Origin of the sequence: Paraburkholderia sp. SG-MS1 (assembly GCF_012275575.1) — a bacterium.
Classification (GTDB): domain Bacteria; phylum Pseudomonadota; class Gammaproteobacteria; order Burkholderiales; family Burkholderiaceae; genus Paraburkholderia.
The window spans coordinates 40357-54872 of the sequence record NZ_NPIH01000239.1 but is presented as its reverse complement, the minus strand read 5'-3'; the positions used below and the strand labels follow the sequence as shown (position 1 = coordinate 54872).

The 14516-nt window shown below is 62.8% G+C and carries 12 protein-coding genes and 2 pseudogenes; 6 read left to right on the top strand and 8 right to left on the bottom strand.

The window, feature by feature from the left end:
* Positions 1–22: 22 nt before the first annotated feature.
* Positions 23–862 (bottom strand): transporter substrate-binding domain-containing protein, encoded by an 840-nt coding sequence (locus tag CIC12_RS23305; protein ID WP_168667381.1) that lies wholly within the window; start codon positions 860–862, stop codon positions 23–25.
* A gap of 294 nt (positions 863–1156) precedes the next feature.
* Between CIC12_RS23305 and CIC12_RS23300 the strand changes: the two genes are divergently transcribed.
* The gene (locus CIC12_RS23300) at positions 1157–1588 is read left to right on the top strand and encodes a PRC-barrel domain-containing protein (RefSeq protein ID WP_168667379.1); all 432 of its coding nucleotides are present in this window, start codon (positions 1157–1159) and stop codon (positions 1586–1588) included.
* Between the two features lie 25 nt (positions 1589–1613).
* Here CIC12_RS23300 and CIC12_RS23295 read toward each other — a convergent pair whose 3' ends face one another.
* Complete coding sequence (locus CIC12_RS23295; protein ID WP_168667377.1) at positions 1614–2573, bottom strand: substrate-binding domain-containing protein; 960 nt, start codon at positions 2571–2573, stop codon at positions 1614–1616.
* Between the two features lie 96 nt (positions 2574–2669).
* Entirely contained in the window at positions 2670–4010 is a 1341-nt protein-coding gene (locus CIC12_RS23290; protein WP_168667438.1) for a protein kinase, read from the bottom strand.
* Between the two features lie 359 nt (positions 4011–4369).
* On the opposite strand from CIC12_RS23290, the gene CIC12_RS23285 reads away from it, so the two are divergent.
* On the top strand, positions 4370–4993 hold the full coding sequence (locus CIC12_RS23285; protein ID WP_168667375.1) for a methylated-DNA--[protein]-cysteine S-methyltransferase: 624 nt from the start codon (positions 4370–4372) through the stop codon (positions 4991–4993).
* 35 nt (positions 4994–5028) lie between these two features.
* Here the strand turns inward: CIC12_RS23285 and CIC12_RS23280 are convergent, their stop codons facing one another.
* Positions 5029–6264, bottom strand: coding sequence for a Zn-dependent hydrolase (locus CIC12_RS23280; protein WP_168667373.1), 1236 nt, complete (start codon positions 6262–6264; stop codon positions 5029–5031).
* Positions 6265–6416: 152 nt separating this feature from the next.
* Here CIC12_RS23280 and CIC12_RS23275 point away from each other — a divergent pair, with 152 nt between their 5' ends.
* Positions 6417–7019, top strand: a complete 603-nt coding sequence (locus CIC12_RS23275) for a phosphatase PAP2 family protein (protein WP_168667371.1) — start codon at positions 6417–6419, stop codon at positions 7017–7019.
* A gap of 49 nt (positions 7020–7068) precedes the next feature.
* Here CIC12_RS23275 and CIC12_RS23270 read toward each other — a convergent pair whose 3' ends face one another.
* The 3 genes from CIC12_RS23270 to cynS all read right to left on the bottom strand — a co-directional run bounded on the left by CIC12_RS23270 (position 7069) and on the right by cynS (position 9537).
* A complete protein-coding gene (locus tag CIC12_RS23270) occupies positions 7069–8028 on the bottom strand; it encodes a helix-turn-helix domain-containing protein (RefSeq protein WP_238812833.1) in 960 nt (319 codons plus the stop codon).
* Between the two features lie 219 nt (positions 8029–8247).
* Positions 8248–8955, bottom strand: a complete 708-nt coding sequence (locus tag CIC12_RS23265; RefSeq protein ID WP_168667367.1) for a dienelactone hydrolase family protein — start codon at positions 8953–8955, stop codon at positions 8248–8250.
* A 138-nt stretch (positions 8956–9093) separates the two neighbouring features.
* On the bottom strand, positions 9094–9537 hold the full coding sequence (gene cynS / locus CIC12_RS23260; RefSeq protein WP_168667365.1) for a cyanase: 444 nt from the start codon (positions 9535–9537) through the stop codon (positions 9094–9096).
* Positions 9538–10348: 811 nt separating this feature from the next.
* On the opposite strand from cynS, the pseudogene CIC12_RS23255 reads away from it, so the two are divergent.
* From CIC12_RS23255 to CIC12_RS23245, 3 genes and pseudogenes are all read left to right on the top strand, one after another.
* A pseudogene (locus tag CIC12_RS23255) lies at positions 10349–10881 on the top strand (NAD-dependent epimerase/dehydratase family protein); the annotation flags it as partial.
* Positions 10881–11153 (top strand): annotated as a pseudogene (locus CIC12_RS23250) (type II 3-dehydroquinate dehydratase); the annotation flags it as partial. The pseudogenes CIC12_RS23255 and CIC12_RS23250, both read left to right, overlap by 1 nt.
* 278 nt (positions 11154–11431) lie before the next feature.
* Entirely contained in the window at positions 11432–12940 is a 1509-nt protein-coding gene (locus CIC12_RS23245; protein ID WP_168667363.1) for an MFS transporter, read from the top strand.
* Between the two features lie 205 nt (positions 12941–13145).
* On the opposite strand, the gene gudD is transcribed toward CIC12_RS23245, so the two are convergent.
* A complete protein-coding gene (gene gudD / locus CIC12_RS23240; RefSeq protein ID WP_168667361.1) occupies positions 13146–14495 on the bottom strand; it encodes a glucarate dehydratase in 1350 nt (449 codons plus the stop codon).
* Between the last annotated feature and the right edge of the window lie 21 nt (positions 14496–14516).

Sequence of the window (14516 nt, the reverse complement as noted above, 5' to 3'; positions counted from 1 at the left end):
CGCAGCGATTACTTCGCATCATTTACTTCGTGTAATCGTTGCCGAACCATTTCATGCTGATTTTCGACAGCGTGCCGTCCTGCTTCATTTGCTGCACGACGTCACCGACTTTCCGGTTCCATTCCCCATCGCCCTTGTCGGCCACGATGGCGAGCGGCTCGCGATAGGCGTAGTCGGCGGGAATGATCTTCACCGGATAGCCGCTCTTGATCGCGGCGAGCGCGGTTTGCTCGGGCGTAACGATGCCGTCCAGACGCTTGCCGTCGCCGATGCGCAGATCGTCATACGGCAGCATGGAGTCCGTATAGGTTTTGATTTCCTTCGGCTTTTGCGACATGTACTTGAATGCCGGCACATCCGGGCCGGCGATGTCGAGGTGATTGCGCACGTAGTCTTCCGACGTGGTGCCTGCTTCGACACCGATCACCTTGCCGTTCAGATCGTTACGCGTCGTGGCCTTCGAGTCCTTGTTCACCACGAACACATAGGGGCTGTAGTAATAGACCGCGGGAAAATCGAGCAATTCGGCGCGCGGTTTGGTCGGCGTCACGGAAAGCACGGACAGGTCCCAGCGACCGTGCCAGTGCCCGCCCGTCATCAGACTGAATTGCGGCGTATCGAACGACACCTTCACACCGAGCCGGCGAGCGATTTCTTTGGCGACGTCAATATCGAAACCGTCGAATTCATGCTTGTCGTTCAGGAACGCTTGGGGAGGCCACTTGCCGCTCGTCGCGACGACCATGTTGCCGTTCTTCATGACGCGGTCGAGCGTGGCGCCTGCGTAAGCGCTGAACGCACTCAGTGCGATGCTTGCGCCGATAGTGAATCCGAGCAGGCGGTTCAGAATGGTCGTAGCCATATTGCGTGTCTCCGGTTGTTTGTTTTGTCGTGCGGACCGTGTCGCGCAACGCGCTTTCGGCCCGTCCACGTTGGCGCGATATTAAGTCACGAGGCCAGGCCGTGCCATTGACAATTCGGCAACAGGTCATTCCGAAAGCGCATCAAGTGAGAAGCGTGTGGACGCTTCAGGGGCACACGATCCGAGAGACCCGTTAGCAACCCCGGCATGTGACGTGCTACCGGATCTGCACGCAAAGCAACCCAGGCAAAAACGATGGCGAACAACGATTCGACAATCCACGGGAGGCAAACGATGAAAGCAAGAACACTGATTTGCACAACGGCTCTCGCCGCAATCTGCGCGTCACAGGGCGCGTTCGCTCAGATCGCCGGCTTGCAGCCGCTCGGCGGCACGGTCGAGCAGACCAACGCGCTGCTCAAGGGCTGGAGCGTGCGCCGCGCGCTCGTCGACGAGCCGGTCTACAACGATCTCAACGACAAGATCGGCAGCATCTACGACGTGATCATTTCGCCGGACCGCAAGGCGACTTTCGCAGTTGTCTCGGTCGGCGGCTTTCTCGGGATGGGCAAGCATTATGTAGCGATCCCGGTCGATCACTTCGAGATTCGCGACGGCAACCTGTTCCTCGCGGGGGCCACGAAGGAAGCGCTGAAGTCGGTGCCCAGCTTCGAGTACAACAAGCTCGAAAAGGCGACCAAACCGCGCAAAATGAAGGCGGAATAGACAAAGGGCCGGCGAGCGCCGGCGCTCAATGACCCGCGGCGGTGACGAGTTGCAATGGCGTTTCAATCAGTCTCGACAGATCTTTCTGCTTCTTGTGTTCGGTCCCCGCCTTTAACGCCACATCGATGCCGAAGATCGCTTGCCGGTCGGCAAACTGATTGATCGTCGCGAGCACGCGGCCGTCGGCGAGGAGCGGCTTGATGGCTTCGACAGCGTTATAGCCGGTGACATACACGCCGCCGCTTCGGCCCGCGTCGCGAATCGCATCGACCGCGCCCATCGCCATGTTGTCGTTGCCGCACAGTAGCGCACGAATCTGCGGATGCTCGTTGAGCATTCTCGTGGCCACGTCGCGGCCCTTGCCGTAGTCCCAATTGCCGGCCTGAATCGCGACGACCTTGATACCGGCGGCGTCCATGGCGTCCTTGCTGCCGGCCGTGCGTTGCTGCGCATTGCGATCCACCGTAATGCCTTCGATGATTCCCACCTGATCGCCCGCCTTGAGCCGGCCGGCCACATAGTGCCCCACCTGCGCCGCGCCTTTGCGATTGTTCGGACCAACGAACGGCACCGAGATGCCGGCGGCCACCTGCGACGCGTCGTCGAGCGGATTGTCGATCGTGATCATGATGATGCCGGCGCGAACGCCACGCGCCACCGCGGCCGTGAGCGCCTTCGAATCAGTGGGCGCAATCACGATCGCGTCCATCTTCGCCTTGATCATCTCCTCGACCATCCGGATCTGCGCGGCCGTGTCGGTCTCCCGCGCGGTGCCCCGCACCGTCAGCTCGAATTGCGCTGCGTAGTGCTGCTGATGATTGCGCGCGGCGTCGGCCATCGCCACCGTGAACGGATCGGCGAGCGACTTCAGCACGAGCGCGATCTTCGCCTGGCCGCCTTGCGCGTCGACACGTGCCGCCCCGCTCAGTCCGGCGGCTGCGAGCGCGCCGGCAAACAGCATGCGGCGGCGCATGGTCTGCTTCATCGGTTCTCTCCTTGCGGGGCCACCTTGCTCATGCCACGCCGCGTTCGAACGGAAGCGGAGCGCGCCGCCGACGACGTGCGGGGCCGTGCAGGCGGTTCATCGATCGCCCTTCAACGCGAGCACACAGGTTGCGATTTCATCGAACAGCGGACGGCTGTCGACCGCGTCGCTCAAGCAAGCGTCCTTCAATGCGGTGAGCTTCGCCGCAACGTCCCGGTGTGCATCCAGAGCGTCACATCGTTCGATCAATTCTTCGAGCAGGCAGCCATACGCCCTGACTTCCACACGCTGCAACGCGGCACCCGTGTCACGATCGTCCGCGGCATAGAACGACGCTGCGCCGAAATCGCCCAACAGCGCGCGCCCGGCGCCGTCATACAAAATATTGTGCGCATACAGATCGCCGTGCATGACGCCTCGCCGATGCAAATGATTTGCCGCCGCCGCAATCCCGTGCGCAATACCCAATGCCGAATCGAGATCGAAACGCGTGCCGGTATCGTAGATGTCGCGCGTGCAGGACGCGAGGCTCGGCGGACCGGCGAGGTTCCCGAATTGCGGATCGATCAGTTCCATCACAAGACCATGGGTATCCGCCGGATGGTCCTGCACTTTTCCCGCCACGGCGATCAGGTTCGCATGGTCGCCGCCTCGAATGCAAGCGGCCATTTCGCAGTCGGGCAAGCCATCGCTGGTTACGGCGCCTTTGAACAGCTTCACGGCGACGGCACGCGACGCGTGCTCGGGATTCGCGAAAAGCTGCGCGCGATAGATGACACCCGAAGCCCCCTCGCCCAATGGCTGTTCGAGTGTGAGCCTGTCCCAGCGAATCCCGGCGATCGGCGTGTCGCGCATCGCCGCCGCTTCCAGCACTTCGCTGAACGGATTGCCCGCATAAGCCAGCCATGCGAGCCGCGGCAGACGCAGCAGCCAGCCCGGCAATCCGTCGAGCCGGTTCGCCGCGAGACGCAGCAATTCGAGCCGCGAGCACGCGGCCAGTTGGTCGGGAAGCGTGCGCAAACGGTTGCCGGCCAGCATCAACTTCTGCAATTGCGAACAGCCGCCTATCTCCGGCGGCAATGCTTCGATCTCGTTGTCCGTCAGGATCAGCCAACGCAATTGCGGTGCGAGCGCGTTACCCGGCACCGTGCGTATGCGGTTCGCCTTGAAGCCAACCATGCTTAGTTGCGCGCACTCGCCCAGCACTTCTGGCATTTCGGTGAACGGGTTGTCGGAGGCGAACAGAATGCGCAGATTGCGCAGTCGCGGCAAATCGTCGGGCAGCGTGGTGAGCGCATTGCCCGAGAGGTCGAGCACTTCAAGCGTGTCGGCGAGATCGAAAATTTCGCGTGGGAATTCGTTCAGGCCGCACGCCAGTTTGAGCTGGCGTGCGCCCGTGAGCTGCCCGGCCCGCAGTTGTTCTAGTGTCGTCGTCACGGTAAGGAGAAAGCGGTGAGCATCGTATGAAGGCATCAATTCTACTGAGTCGCGGGCTGGATGCGCGCCAGGGCCATTCGCCGGAGCGTGTAGATGCGCTGCGGCCCGAGTGTATTCGATCGGCTGGCAAGGCCCGCGGCCTCCTATGAAGGGACGCGCAAGCGCGGTACAGTGACAGCCCTGCGTGCTTTCCCGCCAAGGTGCGGCAACATCGATACCGGGCACGAATCAGATAGCAAGATCTGGAGCGTCTTCAGAAGCAGCGAGGCTCACACTGTCGGATATCGGCGCGCTTTTCAGCGCGGATTCGCCGACCGGCCTCGTTTGCCTCGGCCTCCAACCAGTCAGGAGCAAGCAAAGTGACGTACGCATACAAGTTGATGGATTCGCCTGTCGGTCGGTTGAAGCTCGTCGCCAACGGCGAGCGCCTGGCCGCGATTCTGTGGGAAAACGACAAGCCGAACCGGGTTCGTCTCGGCGAACTCGTCGAAGCGAATGACCGCGCCGTGCTGATCGAAACCGAGCGGCAGTTGCAGGAGTATTTCGCCGGCACGCGGCACGCGTTCGACCTCGCGCTCGATTTTCAGGGCACCGACTTCCAGAAGAAAGTCTGGCACGCACTGTTGACGATCCCGTTCGGCCAGACGCGCAGCTACGCGGAAATCGCGCAGCAGATCGGCAACGTCAATGCGGTGCGGGCAGTCGGCGCGGCAAACGGCAGGAACCCGATCTCGATCGTCGCGCCGTGTCATCGCGTGATCGGCGCGTCCGGCGAGCTGACAGGGTTTGCAGGCGGGCTGGCCAACAAGATGCTGCTGCTGTCGCTCGAAGCCGGGCAGACTTCGCTGGAAGCGGCGGGCGATACGCAAGCACAGTCGCAAGCGCACGCGCCGGCAATCGGCGGCGTCGAGCGCAAGGCTCCGGCGAAGCCCGCACGCCATGCGCCGAGCCATGGCATGCAGGCATCGCTGTTCGGCAACTGAGCGCAAGTGCGGCGTTGTAGCGGCGCATAAAGCACCTATCGCGTCCGCTGTTCCCGCAAGATAGCGGCCGCCGCCGTGGCCGCGACCTGGCAACCCAGAACGATGTGCTCCTCGGCCGTATCCTCGATGAAGTCGTGGCTCACGCCGCCGATGCTCGGCACGAACATCATGCAGGCCGGCATGCAGCGCGCGATCACCTGCGCGTCGTGCGCTGCCCCGCTCGGCATGCGAATCCATTGCCGCGGCGCGATCGCGTCGGCGGCTTGGGCGAGATGCTCCGCGAGCGCCGGCGACATGCTGACCGGCTCCATCGGCACGTCGATGGTCGTCAATTCCACATGCACGCCGTTTCGCGCATCGAAGTCCCGCACCAGCTCGGCCAGTCTGTTTTCCATCGCCTGCAAACGCGCGGCATTGGCATCGCGGAATTGCAGATACATGTCGGCCGCGCCCGGCACGATGCTCAGCGAACCCGGGTCGAGATCGATGCGGCCCACGGTCCAGACGGTGTCGGCATCCGCGAGTGGTGCGAACGCGTCGTTCATCATGGCGATAAACGCGACCAGCGCCGCGCCGGCATCGCGCCGGATCGCCATCGGCGTGGTGCCGGCATGGTTGCGCTGGCCCGTGAAGCGCAGGCGCAACTCACGCAGACCGACGATCGTCGTGACAATGCCGATCGATTTCCCCGCCGCTTCCAACCGGCCGCCCTGCTCGATATGCGGCTCCAGATAGGCGACCTGACGGCCGGGCTCGAAGCGCGCACGCGGCCGTCCCGCCAGACCCGCAGCTTGGAGGACGTCTTCGAGGCGCTCGCCTTGCCGGTTCGTCGCACCGCGGATTGCCTCGTCGACGGCATCGCCCACGAAGCTTCTGCTGCCGAGCAAGCCGGAAAACGTGCCCTCTTCGTCGATCCACGAAGCCACGTCCACGGCGAGATGCTTCGTGCCGTCGTGTTCCGCCAGCGCGCGCGCAATCTCCAGACCGTAGATCACGCCCATCGCGCCGTCGAGCCAGCCACCGGTCGGTTGCGTGTCGGTATGCGAGCCGATCACGAGCGCGGGACCGCTGTTGCGCGATCGGCCGAACACCGTACCCACTCCGTCGATGCGCGCGTCGAGCCCCGCTTCGGTCATGCGTGCCGCGAGCCACTCGCGCGACGCCAGATCCACCCGCGAGAGCGCAAGCCGGACTACGCCCGGTCCGGTCGCCCCAAAACTGCGCAACCGTTTCAGGTCGGCCAGCAACCGGTCCGGATCGATCTTCACCACGTTTTCCTCTCCTTTGATTGATTGCCCACCTGCGTGGGTTCGGTCGCGACGCATGTTTAATCCATGCGACGGCTAAGCATGCCATAAGCTTGGGCCGCTAATATCGGTCGGCGCAAGTCAAATGAAACGCACGGCTCGGAAAAGCTCACGGCATGAATACACTCGAAGCGTTCAATCGGACGCTCTTTCTAACGATCAACGCCACGCCGTCGACACCGGCGTCGCTGATCCACGTCGCGCGTTTCATGGCCGATTACCTGATCTACCTGGTGCCGCTGACGTTGACCGCGATGTGGTTATCCGGCGACGCGCATCGCCGCGAAATTGCGATGCATGCGTGCTGCGCGGCGTTGCTCGCGCTCGGCATCAATCAAATGATTGGCTTGCTCTGGCCGCATCCGCGACCGTTCGTGATGGGCATCGGCCACACCTTTCTCGATCATGCGCCCGACTCTTCATTCCCCAGCGACCACGGGACGATATTCGCGTGCGTCGCGCTGACGTTGCTGCTGAACGGCATGAGGCGCCTTGGCGTCGCTATCGTGCTGGCAGGTCTTGCGGTGGCGTGGGCGCGCGTCTTTGTCGGCGTCCATTTTCCACTCGACATGGCGGGCGCCGTCGTCGTGGCAAGCGCGGCCATTTTTCTGCTGGCGCCATTCTGGCAGTTGTTTGGCGCAAGCGCGACGCGCGCGTGGGTTGCGGTGTATCGCACGCTGCTGGCGTGGCCGATCGAGCGCGGGTGGTTATCGCTGTAGCGCGGCTTGAGGCGCGCGGTTTGCGCCGACGCGCGGCGCGCCTATCGCATTAGCGAACGGCAATCGCACGGAAATCGCTTGGCGACATGTCATACGCGCGACGAAACGCGCGATTGAAATCCGACGCGCTATTGAAGCCCCAACCATAAGCGACTTCGATAACCGCCTTATGCGGGTAGCGGCGCAGTTCCTCGGCCGCTTCGCGCAAACGGCGGTTGCGGATATAAGCGGCGAGACCACCCTCCGATTCGAACAGCCGGTACAGCGTGGGCCGCGAAAGCTGCGAAACGGCAAGCACGTTCTCGAGCGTGAGATCCAGTTGTCCGAGGTTCGCGTCGATGTAGCGGCGCGCCGTCGCGAACATCGCGGCACGCGCCGCCGCACGCGCACTGCCGCTGAGTCCGGTCTGCTTGCCGAAAGCCGCCGCGATCAGCATCGCGCAGGTGTACATTGCGTCGTAGGCTTCGGGCGCACTCATCGTCGGCAGCCTCGTGCATAGGTGAGCAAGATGCGTCGGAATCATTCGCGCAAGCGGCGAGTGATAGTCGATCACCCGGCCATGAATCGACTCAGCCTCAGGCAGGACGGATTCCACCAGTTCGCGCGGCAGGAAAAACGCGAGTACGCGGCAGGCGCTGCGTGTCATCTGCATCGGCTGATTCATATCGAGCGCGAGGATGCCCGGCTCGGACTGCACTGCGATGCGTTTCGGGTGGAGCCCCGAGCCGGTTTCGATCGTGCCTTCGACGGCCACATGAAACACCAGCTGGCGCACCGAATCCGTGGAAATGCGCGCCACCGATCGCGACTGCGAAAACGGATCGGTCCTGCAGTCCATAAAGGTCAGATTGCCGGTGCGGTAGCTGTCGATACTGCCGCTGAAGCCCTCGGCCAGTTGCCGGCGCGAGATCGGCACATCGAGAAAATGACCTAGCCGGTCTCGCCAGGCGAGTAGTTGCGCGCGTGGTCCTTCGTGATGCGTATCGAAGTGGCTATAGACGCAAGGCATGGCGGCATGCGTCGTTAAGGAGTCGGTCCTCAAGATTTTTTCCGCCGGTCGCAATTTGCGAATCATAGCCGCATACGGCGAAAACTTCACAACCGGGCGAGGCGGCGGCGCAACACTCGTACTCGAAGCGGAAGTGGGCGAAAGGCCCCGTCGCGACGAAGGAGTATCGGCCGACGCGCTGACGTCAACGGCCCCCGGTATAACGTGTCGCCCTGCCGCTTACTTCCACATCGTGCGGCCAAAGAAGGTCAGCGTGCGGTCCCACGCGAGCTGCGACCAGACCGGATCGAACTGCGTCTTCGCGATGCGGCCCGGGCCCACCGCCGTTTCGTTCGCGAACGCGTGATGCGCCAGATAGCGATGGAACTCGAAATCGACGTTGGCGTCGGTCAGCTTCTTCTCCAGCGCGTCGACCGTTTCGGCGGGGAAGAATTCGTCCTGCGATGCCCAGTGGCCGATGACCGGCACCTTGATCTTCGACGCGTCGATGTAGTCGAGCGGCGGGAAGCCGTACCACACTACGCCGGCCGCCACGTCAGGAACATTGCACAGCGAGAGCCACGTGAGCGCACCACCCATGCAATAGCCGGTCACGGCGACCTTCGCCGCGTACTGCTTCAGATACTGGACCGCGCCGCGCACGTCCTGGGTGGCCGCGTCGCCGAAATCGAGTCCGCTCATCAGGTGGTGCGCCTCTTCTTCCTCGACCGTCGTTTTGCCGCGGTAGAGATCGGGCACGAGCGCGAGATAGCCGGCCTGCGCGAGGCGGTCAGCCACGCCGCGAATCTGTTCGTTCACACCCCACCATTCCTGAATCACGACGATGGCGGGTGCGCCTTCGAGCTTCTCCGGTTTAGCCAGATAGCCTTGAAGCTGCTGGCCATCGGGGCGGCTAAAAGTGATCATCGATCCTGTCGGGTTTTTCATCGCTTGCTCCTCGGGTTAGACGAAGCCGCTAGCATAAACCCTGCGCCGCTGGTTCTGTGAAGGCCGACGCCGCTCGCGGACAACACGCACGACGCTAGCCGGCACAGACTCGCGTAGCGCGCGCTGCCTGCTGCACAATCAATACGACTTGTAAGGCAGGAACTTGCCGCTGAGCACCACCTGCACGCGGTCGCCATTCGCGTTCGGCTCGCGCTGGATATCCATCGAGAAATCGATGGCGCTCATGATGCCGTCGCCGAACTCCTCGTGAATCAACTCCTTGATCGTGGTTCCGTACACGTTCACGATTTCGTACCAGCGATAGATCAGCGGGTCGGTCGGCATCGCATCCGGCAGCGAGCCCTTGTACGGGACGATTTGCAGCCATGCGGTTTCTTCGTCGGTCAGATCGAACAGATCGCGGGCGACGCCGGCCTGCGTCGCGTCGAGCGTCATCTGACCGAGCAGCGCCGCGGTCGTCCACTCCTTGCTTTTACCGATCTTTCCGGCAATCTCGGCCCACGTCAGCTTGCGGGCCACCTTGGCGGCGACAATTTTCTTCGTGACTTCATTGCGGTCCATAATCGCGTCCTTTTGAAGAGGCAGGCAACAGACGTTCAGAGGCATGTACCGATAGTATCCGGAATCGGACTCGTCAAAAAAACAGTCTCGCGCGATCTCGCCATGGGTTCGCGACTCAGTCCCGGCATCGCGCGCTTTTAATAGGGATTGCTCAAAGTCAGACCAATAGGATAAATATCTCCGAATTTTCCGATCGTTAACTCAGAGTTGTCTGACTGGAAAAACGCATAGAAACGGTTATGCTTGGATCCATGCTGTTTGGTTTAAAGTGACGGCCACAAGGCCGGCCCGGCAGCGCTGTTGGCCGCTGTTCCCAGTTGTCCGCTGGTAGAAGCCACCCAGCGTGATAACCGCGAATTCCGCTATCAGGCAAGCAGTCCCGCATACTGCAGGCTATTGCACGACTAGCCTGCGCAATGTCTCTCAGGTTCTGGCAAGCGATCCTCGGACGCCAGAATCTTTAGGCCGACACATCGTGTCGGCCTTTTTTATTGCCGACTCCTTACAAAAATAAAACTATGCGGCACGAGTCAACAGTCCCGCATCCAAACCAAAATTAATGTCACCGCTGTGAGGGAGACATCGGCAATCGGCTCGAGCGTCTGCGCCACAGCGTCGGCGCCGCAGGGGTCAAGCGCGGCGCCCCTTCGAACGCCTGTCGGCAACGCATGACCACGCCGTTCAGCACGCTCGAGTTCGCTTTCGTGCTGAACCGCTCGACATAACCCGGAGACGGATTCGCTCTTTGGCTCGACGCGGGTCGCAGAACCACGCCGAGTCCCCAAGCGCTTCTGTTGACGACTTCACTCTCATGGAAAAACGAGCACTCATCATTGGCGCAAACGGCATTGTCGGCAGCAATCTCGCGGACCGGCTGCTCTGGAGCGGCTGGCAGTAGCAGGACTCTCGCGCGGGCGCGCGCCGGTCTCACCGGCGATCGAATCGATCACCGCCGAGCTCGGTTCGGCCGACTCCGTCAGCGGCGCGTTAAGCGGCAAGTCGTTCAGTCACGTCTTCTTCGCCGCGTGGTCGCGCCAGGCCACAGAGAAAGAGAACATTCGCGTGAACGGCGCGATGGTTCGTCACGTGATGGACGCCGCGGGTCCGGCGCGCACGCTCACGCATGCCGCGCTCGTGACCGGCCTGAAGCACTATCTCGGCCCCTTTGAAGCGTATGCGACCGGCGCGGTGCCGATCACGCCGTTTCGCGAAGAGCAAGGCCGCCAGCCCGTCGACAACTTCTACTATGAACAGGAAGACCGTCTGTTCGAAGCGGCGCAGCGCTATGGGTTCGGGTGGAGCGTGCATCGTCCGCACACGATCATCGGCTATGCGCTCGGCAACTGCAGGAAGCGTTCGAACGCGACGCCGCGGTGATCATCCACCCGGCGGGCTTTTCGTTCGCGTCGGTGCCGGTGTTCGACGCGGTCAAGCTGATCGAGCGTCCGTGGATCGAGCTGCACATCACGAACATTCACAAGCGCGATGAAACCTACCGCCATTCCTTGATCTCGCGCGCGGCGAACGGCGTGATCTGCGGACTCGGCGCGAACGGCTATCTGGTTGCATTGCAGGCCATGGCGATGGCGCGCGGCAAGAATCCGCATTTCGGCTGACTTTTGATGTGCCCAACGCGCCCGCAGAGATCGTACGTCTTGCTTCCGCCAACATGCCGTGCCCGCGTGGCTCGGCGTTTTTTGCCCGTCAATCGCGAGAAATAGTTTTGGCTAAGGGAAAACCCGTATAATCCCCACAAGAGGTCAGACAACTAGAGGATGTAGCCGTCAAGACCCTGGCCCGCGCTCGACCGCGCGACGCCCACCCTGAACAGCCCTTTGCCAGCTCCGTGAATCCGACTGCCACTGCACTGCCCTTCCGAAACGCCCTCTTTGCGATGCTCGGCATCGGTCTCGTCAACATGCTGGTCGCACTCGACCAGACGGTCGTCAGCACCGCGCTGCCGTCCATCGTCGCCGAATTGCACGGCTTCGAATATTTCGCGTGGATCGCGAGCGCCTACTTGCTGGCGTCGGTGGTGACGGTGCCGGTGTTCGGCCGGCTCGGCGACTACTTCGGCCGCAAGCGTTTCGTGATCGCCGCGGTGATCACGTTCACGGTGGCGTCGGTGCTGTGCGGCCTCGCCAACGACATGCTGTTTCTCGTCATTGCGCGTGGCCTGCAAGGCGTCGGCGGCGGGATGATGGTCGGCACGGCGTTCGCGTCGATACCGGATCTGTTTCCCGATGCCCGCACCCGCGTGCGCTGGCAAGTGGTGCTGGCCGCCGCGTATGGCATCGGCACGGCAGCGGGCCCGTCGCTCGGCGGCTGGATGAGCGAGCACTGGGGCTGGCGCTCGACCTTCCTCGTCAACCTGCCGGTCGGCGCCGCCGCGCTGTATTTCATCTGGGCGCATCTGCCGAGTTTCCGCCGTCCGCAAGAGGGCGAGGTCAAGATCGACTGGCTCGGCGCGGCGCTGGTCGCGGCGGTACTCGCCGGCTTGCAGACTTTCATTGAAGCGGTGCCGAAAAGCGGGCTGACCACCGGCAACGTCGTATTGGCGGTGTGTGTGATCGCGGGCGCGATTGCGCTGTTCATCTGCGAAAAACGCGCCACGCATCCGATCATTCCGCTCGACCTGTTCAAGGACGCGCAACTCGTGACGCTGTTCACGCTCGGCATGCTCTCCGGCTTCGTGATGTTCTCGCTGATCTTCTTCGCGCCGCTGTTGCTGCAAGGCGGCTTTGGCCTGTCGCCGCAACAGGCCGGCCTGCTCGCGACGCCGATCGCCGCCTGCATCGCGCTCGGCAGTCTGCTGAACACGCGCATCGTGATTCACATGAAGAAGCCCACGCGGATTCTGACGATCGGCTTCGCGCTGCTGATGTTCGCGTCGATCGCACTAGCGTTCGCGAATCCCGACACGCCGCATCTGCGCATCGTCGTGCCGATGGCGGCGGTCGGCATCGGTCTCGGATTCATCCTCAACAATCTGAACGTGTTCGCCCAGGAAATTGCCGGGCGGGAGCGCTTCGGCATCACGACCGCGCTGCTGCAGTCCACTCGGATGGTGGGCGGCATGCTCGGCACGAGCATCGTCGCGACCGTCGTGTCGCATCACTACCGCAACGTCGTCACGCGCACGATCAGCGTACTCGGCGAACCGGCCGCGTCGCAATGGCGGCCTCGCTTCGTCGACCTGCGCATTCTCATCGACGAAGCGTCGAGAACGAAGCTGATCGCGGATATGAAAACCTCAGGGCTCGATACGCTCGCGCTGCTCGATACAGCGCGCGATGCGCTGGTGCAGTCGATTCATATCGGCGTGTGGTTGACGGCGGTGGCGTCGCTGGCGGCAGCATTGCTGGTGCAGCGGATTTCGCACGTGGTGTTTCGGCGCAGTTGATGCGCGAGGGGGCGCCCGCGATCTCATGGTCGGCGGAATGCTACGCGGGCCGCAACGGCATCGTGAAGATCACCGCCTAACCTGCGCAACGGTTGCGTATTGCCGCGTGCATGTCGAAACGAAGCATGCATGTGGCGTCGAACAACGGCAGGCACGGCGCGGTTTCCCGCGCCGCCGCCCGCTTCAGTCAAGCTTTATTCAAGCATCAACGCACGAGGCACGGACGCTTGTTGTCGAACTTCCAGTTCGGGATCAGGTATTGCATTGCCACGCCGTCGTCGCGCGCGCCGAGACCATGCTGCTGATACAGCGCATGCGCCTTCTCGATCTCGTCCATGTCCAGCTCGACACCCAGCCCCGGCGCTTGCGGCACCTTCACCTTGCCGCCGACGATCTGCAACGGATCGCGCGTCAGACGCTGACCGTCCTGCCAGATCCAGTGCGTGTCGATCGCGGTGATCTTGCCCGGCGCCGCGGCGGCCACATGCGTGAACATCGCAAGAGAAATGTCGAAGTGATTGTTCGAATGCGAGCCCCATGTCAGGCCCCAGTCGTTGCACATCTGCGCGACGCGCACCGAGCCCTGCATGGTCCAGAAATGCGGATCGGCGAGCGGAATGTCCACCGATTGCAACTGGATCGCGTGCCCCATCTGGCGCCAGTCGGTGGCGATCATGTTAGTCGCCGTCGGCAGGCCGGTCGCGCGGCGGAATTCGGCCATCACCTCGCGGCCCGAGTAGCCGTTTTCCGCGCCACACGGGTCTTCCGCGTAGGCGAGCACGTCGTGCTGGTCGCGGCACAGACGGATCGCTTCGGCAAGCGACCACGCACCGTTCGGGTCGAGCGTCACGCGTGCATCGGGGAAGCGTTCGGCGAGCGCGGTGACCGCTTCGATTTCGGCGTCGCCCGGCAGCACGCCGCCCTTCAGCTTGAAGTCGTTGAAGCCATAGCGCGCCTGGGCGGCTTCGGCGAGACGCACGACGGCTTCGGGCGTCATCGCTTCTTCGGTGCGCACGCGGTCCCAGTCGTCGCGGCCATCGGCGCCGCTCGCGTATGGCAGATCCGTTTTCTTGCGATCGCCGATGTAGAACAGATAGCCGAGCATCTCCACTTCGTCGCGCTGCTGACCTTCGCCGAGCAGCGCCGCAACCGGCACGTTCAGGTGCTGGCCGAGCAGATCGAGCAATGCCGCTTCGAGCGCGGTGACCGCGTGAATCGTGGTGCGCAGATCGAAAGTCTGCAAGCCGCGGCCACCCGCGTCACGGTCGGCGAACTGCGTGCGCGCCTTGTTCAGAATCGACTGCATATTGCCGATCGACTGGCCGACGACGAACGGACGCGCGTCGTCGATCGTCTTGCGGATGCTCTCGCCGCCCGGCACTTCACCGACACCGGTATGCCCCGCGCTGTCACGCAGAATGACGACGTTGCGCGTGAAGAACGGACCATGTGCGCCGCTCAGATTCATCAACATGCTGTCGCGGCCGGCGACCGGCACGACGCGCAGCTCGGTGACGATCGGCGTGGCGTTCGATTCAGAGAGATTCGTGGACATGTAAATAGGATCTGTTGAGTA